Annotated in this window: 8 protein-coding genes; 1 reads left to right on the forward strand and 7 read right to left on the reverse strand. The window is 72.4% G+C overall.

From position 1 onward, the window contains the following. Window positions 1-86: 86 nt before the first annotated feature. From ACZ4WS_RS04810 to ACZ4WS_RS04840, 7 genes are all read right to left on the reverse strand, one after another. Window positions 87-929, reverse strand: a complete 843-nt coding sequence (locus tag ACZ4WS_RS04810) for a nitrilase-related carbon-nitrogen hydrolase (RefSeq protein WP_467977086.1) — start codon at window positions 927-929, stop codon at window positions 87-89. Window positions 930-1,084: 155 nt separating this feature from the next. Continuing rightward, on the reverse strand, window positions 1,085-2,644 hold the full coding sequence (locus ACZ4WS_RS04815; RefSeq protein WP_467977088.1) for a PucR family transcriptional regulator: 1,560 nt from the start codon (window positions 2,642-2,644) through the stop codon (window positions 1,085-1,087). 23 nt (window positions 2,645-2,667) lie between these two features. Then, the gene (locus ACZ4WS_RS04820; protein WP_467977090.1) at window positions 2,668-3,951 is read right to left on the reverse strand and encodes an aspartate aminotransferase family protein; all 1,284 of its coding nucleotides are present in this window, start codon (window positions 3,949-3,951) and stop codon (window positions 2,668-2,670) included. Further along, complete coding sequence (locus tag ACZ4WS_RS04825) at window positions 3,948-4,790, reverse strand: nitrilase-related carbon-nitrogen hydrolase (protein ID WP_467977091.1); 843 nt, start codon at window positions 4,788-4,790, stop codon at window positions 3,948-3,950. Before ACZ4WS_RS04825 ends, ACZ4WS_RS04820 begins: the two co-directional genes overlap by 4 nt. Before the next feature lie 161 nt (window positions 4,791-4,951). Next, window positions 4,952-6,766, reverse strand: a complete 1,815-nt coding sequence (locus tag ACZ4WS_RS04830; RefSeq protein ID WP_467977093.1) for a hypothetical protein — start codon at window positions 6,764-6,766, stop codon at window positions 4,952-4,954. Between the two features lie 158 nt (window positions 6,767-6,924). Then, complete coding sequence (locus tag ACZ4WS_RS04835) at window positions 6,925-7,257, reverse strand: hypothetical protein (protein WP_467977095.1); 333 nt, start codon at window positions 7,255-7,257, stop codon at window positions 6,925-6,927. A gap of 418 nt (window positions 7,258-7,675) precedes the next feature. Next, the gene (locus ACZ4WS_RS04840; protein ID WP_467977097.1) at window positions 7,676-7,930 is read right to left on the reverse strand and encodes a helix-turn-helix domain-containing protein; all 255 of its coding nucleotides are present in this window, start codon (window positions 7,928-7,930) and stop codon (window positions 7,676-7,678) included. 32 nt (window positions 7,931-7,962) lie between these two features. Here ACZ4WS_RS04840 and map point away from each other — a divergent pair, with 32 nt between their 5' ends. After that, on the forward strand, window positions 7,963-8,730 hold the full coding sequence (map, locus tag ACZ4WS_RS04845) for a type I methionyl aminopeptidase (RefSeq protein ID WP_467977099.1): 768 nt from the start codon (window positions 7,963-7,965) through the stop codon (window positions 8,728-8,730). Window positions 8,731-9,002 lie beyond the last annotated feature (272 nt).

Raw genomic sequence — 9,002 nt, forward strand, 5'->3', positions numbered from 1 at the left:
GCTGGGGGTGATCTTTTTTCTCCGGGGAAGAACCTTTCACCACGGCCCACCCCCCCCCCCCCCCCCCCCCGCGGAGCTCGATGCGCCTACGGCGCGGTCAGCGGCCCGTACGTCCCCGGAGCGCGGTCGCGGTAGAACTGCCAGCGGTCGCGCACCTCGCGGAGCTTGGCCAGGTCCAGGTCGCGGACGACGAGTTCCGTCTCCTTGTCGCTGGCGACCTCGCCGACGAACTGCGCTTCCGGGTCGACGAAGTAGCTCGTCCCGTAGAAGTCGTTGTCGCCGTACTCCTCGACGCCCACCCGGTTGATCGCGCCCACGAAGTACTCGTTGGCGGCGGCCGCGGCCGGCTGCTCCAGCTGCCAGAGGTAGCCGGACAGACCGCGCGAGGTGGCCGACGGGTTGAAGACGATCTCGGCCCCCGCGAGGCCCAGCGCACGCCAGCCCTCCGGGAAGTGCCGGTCGTAGCAGATGTATACGCCGATCCTGCCGACGGCGGTGTCGAAGATCGGCCAGCCGGAGTTGCCGGGCCGGAAGTAGAACTTCTCCCAGAAGCCCGGAACTTGGGGGATGTGGGTCTTGCGGTACTTGCCCAGGTACGAGCCGTCGGCGTCGATCACCGCCGCGGTGTTGTAGAGGACGCCGGGCTGCTCCTCCTCGTACATCGGCAGGATGAGGACGATGCCCAGTTCCTTGGCCAGCGCCTGGAAGCGCTGGACGATCGGGCCTTCGGGGATCTGCTCGGCGTACTCGTAGAACGCCTTGTCCTGGACCTGGCAGAAGTAGGGTCCGTAGAACAGCTCCTGGAAGCACAGGACCTGTGCGCCCTGTGCGGCCGCGTCGCGGGCCGCCTGCTCGTGGACCTGAATCATCGATTCCTTGTCGCCGGTCCACGCGGTCTGGAAGACGGCGGCTCGGATCACTCTGCTCATCGGGACCTCCGGTCGCTCGGTGTGCGAGGAGCCTAGAAAGCCCGGAGAGCGGGTTTGAGTTGCACGGTGTCACGTCTGCGGACGCATGGCGTTCCACGGTGTCACCCCTGCGTCGGCCCATGTTTCACCACCGTTTTCCCGCCTCGTCCCATGTTTCATCTCTGTTGCGCGTCGTGCGCGAGCAGCGCGATGTGTACGGAGGCCGCCTGCTCGAAGTCGTCGAGATCGACGCCGAGACGGGCCTCTATCGCCTCCAGACGCCGGTACAGCGCGGGCCTGCTCACGTGGTGCAGCTGCGCGGTGCGCGACTTGTTGCGGCCGGTCGCGAGATACGTCCGCAGCACGGGCAGCAGCTCCGACTCGGCGTCGGCGCCGCACAGCAGACCGTCCAACTCCCGCTCGGCGAAGGACTGGACGTGCGGATCGTCGCGCAACAGCCGGACAAGGCCCCGCAGATGGACGTCACGGAGCCGCACGAGCACCGGGTGGTCCTGGTCGGCGGGCGCGTCGGCGGCGGCCTCCGCGACGTGCAGGGCCTCGCGCAGGCCGCCGGGGACGTCCTCCCACGCGATGCGCGGGCCGGCGGCGGCGACCACCGTCCTGCGCGAGCCCGTCTCGGTCCGCAACCGGGCGGCGAAGTGCGCGGCCAGCGCGTCCGCGTCCTGGTCCCGGGCGAGGCTGAGCAGCACGGCGGTGGCCCCGTCCGCGAGCTCGGCGACCAGCCCTGGAAGCCCCAACAGTCGCAGCATTCGGTCGAGTTGAGCCGGATCACCGTCCCGCACCACCAGCGGCACGAAGGTCCGCCGGTTGACCGGCAGCCCGGCGGCCCGCGCCCGCGGAAGCAGCTGCCGAGCCGGTACGACACCGCTCACCAGGTCGGTCAGCAGGCTCTGCGCGGACTGCTCCTCCCAGGTGTGCACGGAGCCGCCGAGCATCCGGTGCAGGACCAGGGCCTCGGCGGCGCGGTCGGCGAGCAGCCGCCCGGTGGCGGCGTCGCCGCGGTACCCGCACAGCACGATGCGGCCCCAGCGCTCGCCGCGCCCGCCCAGCTCGGCGCGGATCCATCCGTCGCCCTCGCTGCCGCCCGCCTGCCGCGCGATGCGCTCCCAGTCGCGCAGCACGTCGTCCACGGCCGACCGCTCCCCCGCTGTCGCGAGGACCCGGTGCGCGAGATTGGTGACGACGACGGGACAGGCGGCGTGCCCGGCGATCTCGTCGAGCATCCGCTGCAACGGAGCGCCCGACGTGATGAGTCCGGTGAGCGCGGTCCGTACGGCCTCGGAGAGGCTGACGGCCGCGAACTTGCTTCTGACGAGCCGGGATTGGACCTCTTCGGTCAACTCGGCGAAGGGGAACGGCCGATGGAGCACCACCATCGGCAGCCCGCACCGCTCGGCGGCCCGGCGCATCACGTCCGGCGGCGTGGGGAAGGCCCGGCCGAGTCCCAGGACGACGGCCGCGGCCTCCGCGCGGTGCAGCGAACGGATGTACTCGGCCTGTGCGTCGGGGTCACCGGCGAGCAACACCCCGGTGGTGAGGACCATTTCACCGCCGGTGAGCATCACGCCCACATCGGCGGCCTCGGCGACGTGCACCCAGCGCACGGGCCGGTCGAGGTGCCCCGCGCCGGCCACCACCTCGGGCTCTCCGGCGAGCACCCGGTCCAGGGTGAGGACCTGGCGTACCGACAGGGCGGGTTCCAAGGCGGTGGTCATGGCGCGATCCCTTGCTCATTCTCTTACTGGGTACACCTCAGCGCGCGCTCCAGGATCGCCGCGCCCTCCTCCGCCTCCGCGACGGTGAGGGTCAGCGGCGGTGCGATGCGCAGCACGCTGGTGTTGTGACCGCCGCCCTTGCCGATCAACAGGCCTTCTTCGCGGGCCGCTTCGAGCACGGCCGCGGCACCGTCGGGGTTCGCCTCGTCGGTGCCGGGCTTCACCAGCTCGACGCCTGTCATCAACCCGCGCCCGCGGACCTCCCGTACGCCGTCCAGCTGCGCCGCGATCGCCCGCAGCCGCTCGGTGAGCAGACCGCCGACGCGCCGGGCGTTGCCCTGGAGGTCGTGTTCGAGGAGGTACGTGAGGTTCGCCAGCCCCGCCGCCATCGTCACCGGCGAGCCGCCGAAGGTCGAGATGGAGTTGGAGTCCAGGCAGTTCATGATCTCGGCGCGCGCCACGACGCCGCCGATGGACATGCCGTTGCCGATGCCCTTGGCGAAGGTCAGCATGTCCGGCGGGCCCGAGGCGGCGTGCGCCTGCCAGCCCCAGAAGTGGTCGCCGGTACGGCCCCAGCCGGTCTGCACCTCGTCGGCGATCCACAGGATGCCGCTTTCTTGCAGTACCTCGCGGAAGGCCGCGTACAGGCCGTCCGGCGGCATCGTGAAGCCGCCGACGCCCTGGATGGGTTCGGCGATCAGGGCAGCGGGCGGGCGGACGTGGCCGAGCAGGTCCTTCAGGTCGTCGACACAGGCCGCGATGAACTCGGCGTCGCTCAGCTCGGCGTACGGGCCGCGGGTGCGGACGCCACCGTGGACGTACAGCGTCTGGAGCGGCGACAGCGAGGTCGGCGACCAGCCCCTGTTGCCGGTGATGCCGACCGCGCTGAACGAGCGGCCGTGATAGCTGTTGCGCATCGCCAGGATCTGGTTGCTCCGGCGGTACGCGGTGGCCAGCAGCAGGGCCGTGTCGTTGGCCTCGGTGCCGGAGGTGGTGAAGAAGACGCGGGCGTCGGGGATGCCGGACAGCTGGGCGATCCGCTCGGCGAGGTCGACCATCGGCCGGTTGAGGTAGAGCGTGGAGGAGTGGATGATCCGCCCGGCCTGCTCGCTGACGGCCTTCGTCACCTCGGGCAGGGCGTGCGCGGTCATCGTGGTGAGGATGCCGCCGAAGAAGTCGAGGTATTTGTTGCCGTCCGCGTCCCAGACGTGGCGGCCCTCGCCGTGGGTGATCTCGATCGGGTCGGCGTAGTAGACCGCGAGCCAGTCGGGCAGCACCGCCTTGTGCCGCGCGTACAGGTCGGTCACGGCTGCACCAGCCCCTCGTACGCGTCGGGCCGGCGGTCGCGGTAGAACGCCCACTGCTGGCGCACTTCGTCGATCACGTCGAAGTCGAGGTCGCGGACGACGAGTTCCTCGGCCTTGTCGCTCGCTGTCTCCCCCACGAACTGCCCGCGCGGGTCGACGAAGTACGACGTCCCGTAGAAGTCGTTGTCCCCGTACTCCTCCTCCCCGACCCGGTTGATCGCGGCGATGAAGTACTCGTTGGCGACGGCCGCGGCGGGCTGCTCCAGCTGCCAGAGGTAGGCGGAGAGGCCGCGGGAGGTCGCGGACGGGTTGTAGACGAGCTGAGCGCCGTTGAGACCGAGCTGTCGCCAGCCTTCGGGGAAGTGACGGTCGTAGCAGATGTATACGCCGATGCGGCCCACGGCGGTGTCGAAGACGGGCCAGCCGAGGTTGCCCGGCTTGAAGTAGTACTTCTCCCAGAAGCCCTTCACCTGGGGGATGTGATGCTTGCGGTATTTGCCGAGGTATGTGCCGTCGGCGTCGATGACGGCCGCGGTGTTGAAGTAGAAGCCGGACTGCTCGACCTCGAAGACGGGCACGACGATGACCATGCCGGTCTCGCGGGCCAGCTCCTGCATACGAGTGACGGTGGGCCCGTCGGGCACGGGCTCCGCCCAGCGGTAGTGCTCGGGCTCCTGGACCTGGCAGAAGTAGGGCGCGTTGAAGACTTCCTGGAATCCGATGACCTTGGCGCCCTGCCGGGCCGCCTCGCGGGCGTGTTCCTCGTGCTTGGCGACCATGGATGCGGTGTCGCCGGTCCAGGTGGCCTGGACCAGAGCGGCACGTACGACGTTGGCCATGAGCTGCTCCTTCGACGGGACGTCAGAGAGCCTCTACGCCCGTAGACAAAGGCTGTAGAGGCTCGAAAGTAAGCCCCCCGGAGAGCCTTGCCAAGACCATCGTCGTTAACCCGCTGAGTCGATCACGTTTCGCACCCCTGTGGGCGAGTGGCGGCCGACGGTCAGGCTGTGAACCCGGCGACCCGCAGGGCGTGGACCAGATCCCAGTGGCGCTCGTCCGAGACATCCTGGGCGGCCTCCAGCAGGAGCGGCACGAGCCGCTGCGGGTCCGCTTCCGCGCTGCGGGCCGCTTCCTCCGGGGTGCGCACACGGACGTACGCGCCGAGCAGCGCGCGGATCTCCCGCCGGCGGCCCTCCTCGGCGAGGCCCAGCACGGCGGCCCCGATCTCCGGCGCGGGCCGGGCGACGCCCTGGCGCAGCATCTGCTGCCCGTCGGCCGCCCGGCCCGCCGCGACGAGCGCGTCCGCGGCGGCGACCAGCCGGTCGGCGGGGAGCGAGGCGGCCTCCCACAGCAGGGTGCCCCAGTCGGCGTCGAGGCCCGCGCGGTGCAGCTCCGCGGCGAGCAGCGGGAAGCGGGGGGCGGGCCAGTACGCGGCCTCCACCAGCACGGCGTGCGCCTCGCCGCTGCGGCCCTCGCTCCGCAGCCGGATCAGCGTCTCGACGGTCTCGGCAGTGGCCCGCCGCACCTCGTCGTCCAACGGTTGCGCCCGCGGCTGCACCGGCTCCTCGGCAGCTCCCGCGAAACGGGCACCACGGGGGGTACGGCCGCCGGGCGCCGCCGGGGCAGGCTGCGCGGGCACCACTTCGGGCACCGCCACGGGGGCCGCCTCCGCCTCCATCATCCCGGCGAAGCGGGCGCTGCCTCGGGGGCGACGCTTGGAGCGTTCCTTGGGTGCGGGGGGTGTGGGGGGTGTGGGGTCGGCAGGTGCGGGGCGCTCAGTGGGGGGTTGGGGGCGGTCGGGCTGATCGGCGGGAGTGTAGAAGTCGTCGGGTTGCGCGGCGGGGGCGTGCGCGCCGCCTTGGGGGGCGCGAGGGGCGTACGCACCGGAGCCGGCGCCCGTGGGCGCGTACGCGCCGTCGCGCCGGGCGTGCGAGGCGTACACATCGGAGCCGGAGTTCGCGGAGGCGTGCGCATCGGAGCCGGAGCCCGCGGGGGCGTGCGAGCCGGGGCGCGCGGTAGCAGGGTCGTACGAGCCCGGGCCGGGGCGGGCGGAGCCCTGGTCATCCGGCATCGCGGGGTCCGTGAAGCGTGGCCCCGGGCCTGTCTGTTCCGGGATCATCGAGCGGCGGCGGGCGTCCGGCGCCCCCGGGGCACTTGGCCGCCCCTCGGCCGGACCTGCTCCCGGCCCCCGCCGGACCAGGCGCCCGCCGGAGGAATCCGCCCCGCCCTCGGGCTCCCGTGCCCGGAAGACGTCCCCGGCCGCGCTGGCCGGAAGGTTCAGCGCGCCCGCCGCATGGGTGCGCAGGGCGCGCCGGTCGAGGCTCTCCATGCGGAGGCGGAGCTCCGCGCAGCGGGCGGTGGCGCGTTCGTGGTCGTCGTGGGCCCAGGCGAGGTCGAGTTGGATCGACTCGGCCTCCTCCTGGGAGGCGGCCGACTGGAGCTGCCGGCCCAGCTCCGCCTGCCGCTCCGCGGCGTAGCGCTGTTCGCGGAGCATGACGTCCAAGCGATCACCGAGGGCATCACGGCCCCCGGGCCGGGCGTCGTACGCGGCGAGCGAGGCGCCGTGCAGGGCGCGTGCCCGTTCGGTCTGCTGGGCCGCGGCCTGGGCGCCGTACTCCGCGGCGACATCCTGGAGGAGCGCCTCCACGACGTCCCAGGGCGGCACTTCCCATCCGTCCAGGCAGGCCCGCATGCCGTCCGGGTCGCGCTGCCAGAACACCGCGCACCATCCGCCGCCCTGGTCGAGCCGTTCCATCAACCCGTTCAGGTAGCTTGCGAACTTCCCTACCTGACCCGGGAGTTGTTCCAAAGCCATCACACAACTCCCCGCCCGACTGGAGTACTCCGATCCGGTAGAAAACACCAACCGTGTTACGGAACGGCTACGGCCAGTTTTCAGACCGGACGCAGAGCTCTCCACGAAGCGGGCGCACCGGTGTGCGTCGCCGCGGCCGGGAGCCTGGAGCGAGCCTCTCACGAGACCCGACGGGCCTCCCCCGCCGGGGCGTTGGCGGCCGGCCGGCTCCACGCGAAGGCCGGCACCAGCGCGCCCGCCGTCACCCCGCAGGCACCGGCTGCTGCGGCGGCCGTGAGCGTGGACCCCGCGAGCAGCAGACCGGTCACCGCGGAACCGGCCGCGATACCGGCGCCGACGGGCGTGACCAGCCAGGCGAACGCCTCCGTCACCGTCCCCTCCGGCGCGAGTTCGCCGACCAGACCGAACGACACGGTGAGGAGCGGCGCGAAGAACACGCCGGTGCCGACGGCCACCAGACACGCTCCGGCAGGTCCGGGCACGAGGGCCATGAGGCCAGTACGCCGCCGCCATCCCGGCGCCCAGCAGGACGGCCTTGCGCCGCGCGGGCGCGCTCCAGCCGAGCGCGCCCTGGGTGACCGCGCCGAACAGCGCTCCGAACGCCGACAGCGCCATGAGCATGCCCGCGCCGCCCGGCACCGGGTGCGCCTCGGCGTACGCGACGCTGAAGACGTTGAAGGTGCCGACCGCCCAGCCGGCCCCGAACAGGGCAGTGAGCAGCACGAGCAGGGCCGGGCTGCGCAGCGGCCCGAGCCAGTGCGCGTCGCGCGCCTCGGTCCGCCAGGAGCGGGAGGGCTCGGCGGTGGCCATGACCACGGAACCCAGCAGTCCGAGTCCGGCGGCCGGCCACAGGGCGAGCGGCGCGGGCCCGATCGCCGCCACCAGCCGGAAACCCATGCGGTTCGCCTGTCACGCCACCGGCGCCGGCGCACACCGCACGACGAGGTCGTCCATGGACAGCCCGAGCGCCCCCGCCAGCGCCGCCACCGTGAAGAAGGCGGGGGTGGGTGCCCGCCCGGTCTCGATCTTGCGCAGCGTCTCGGCGGAGATCCCGGCGGTCGCGGCGATCGCCGCCATACTGCGGTCGCCGCGCGCCTCACGCAGCAACTGCCCGAACCGCTCGCCGCGTTCACGCTCTTCGGGGGTCAGAGGGGTACGTACCATGCCCCCATTCTAATACCGGTATAGTAATTGGCATGGTGGAACTGAAGACGGACACATCGATCGACGAGATGTATACGGCAGGCCAGGTCGTGGGCCGGGCGCTCACCGCGGTACGCGAGGTGGCAGCCGTCGGTGTCTCGCTCCTGGAGCTGGACGAGGTGGCGCACCAGGTCCTGCGGGACGCGGGCGCACGCTCCCCCTTCCTCGGCTACCGGCCCTCCTTCGCGCCCACTCCGTTCCCGGCGGTCATCTGCGCCTCCGTGAACAACGCGATCGTGCACGGCATCCCGGACGGCTACCGGCTGCGCGACGGCGACCTGGTCTCCATCGACTTCGGTGCCGAACTGGGCGGCTGGGTGGGCGACTCGGCGATCAGCTTCATCGTGGGCGCGCCGCGCGTCGCGGACGTACGGCTCGTCGAGACCGCCGAGCGCGCGCTCGCGGCGGGCATCGAGGCGGCCGTCGTCGGCAACCGCATCGGCGACATCGCGCACGCCATCGGCACGGTGTGCCGCGCGGCGGGGTACGGCATCCCGGAGGGCTTCGGCGGCCACGGCGTGGGCCGCCGCATGCACGAGGACCCGCCCGTGCCGAACGAGGGCCGCCCCGGCCGCGGCCTCCCCCTCCGGCACGGCATGGTCCTCGCCATCGAGCCCATGCTCATCGGCGGCGGCACCGACGGCTACCACCCGGCACCCGACGGATGGACCCTGCGCACGAACGACGGCTCCCGCGCGGCCCACGCGGAGCACACGGTGGCGATCACGGACGCGGGCCCGCGCATCCTGACGGCGCGCTAGACCCTGCCGTCACGCTCCCGTCCGCCCGGAAGGCGGTCCCTGGAGTTCGACGACAGGGCCCAGGGCGCCCGTGGCCCAGGGCGCCCGTCCGGCGGATCACGCCGGAGACGCGGGGGCCGGCACGCCCATCTGCCGGACAGGCGCCGGTCCGCGGGGGGGACGGCGCCCGCCCGCCCCCCCACCCCACCTGTCCCACCCGACCCAACCCGTACAAAGAAACCGAACCGTCCGACGCGAACCCGACTTCAAAAAACAGGACGCACCCCCACCCC

Source organism: Streptomyces sp. NPDC029292 (assembly GCF_055569295.1).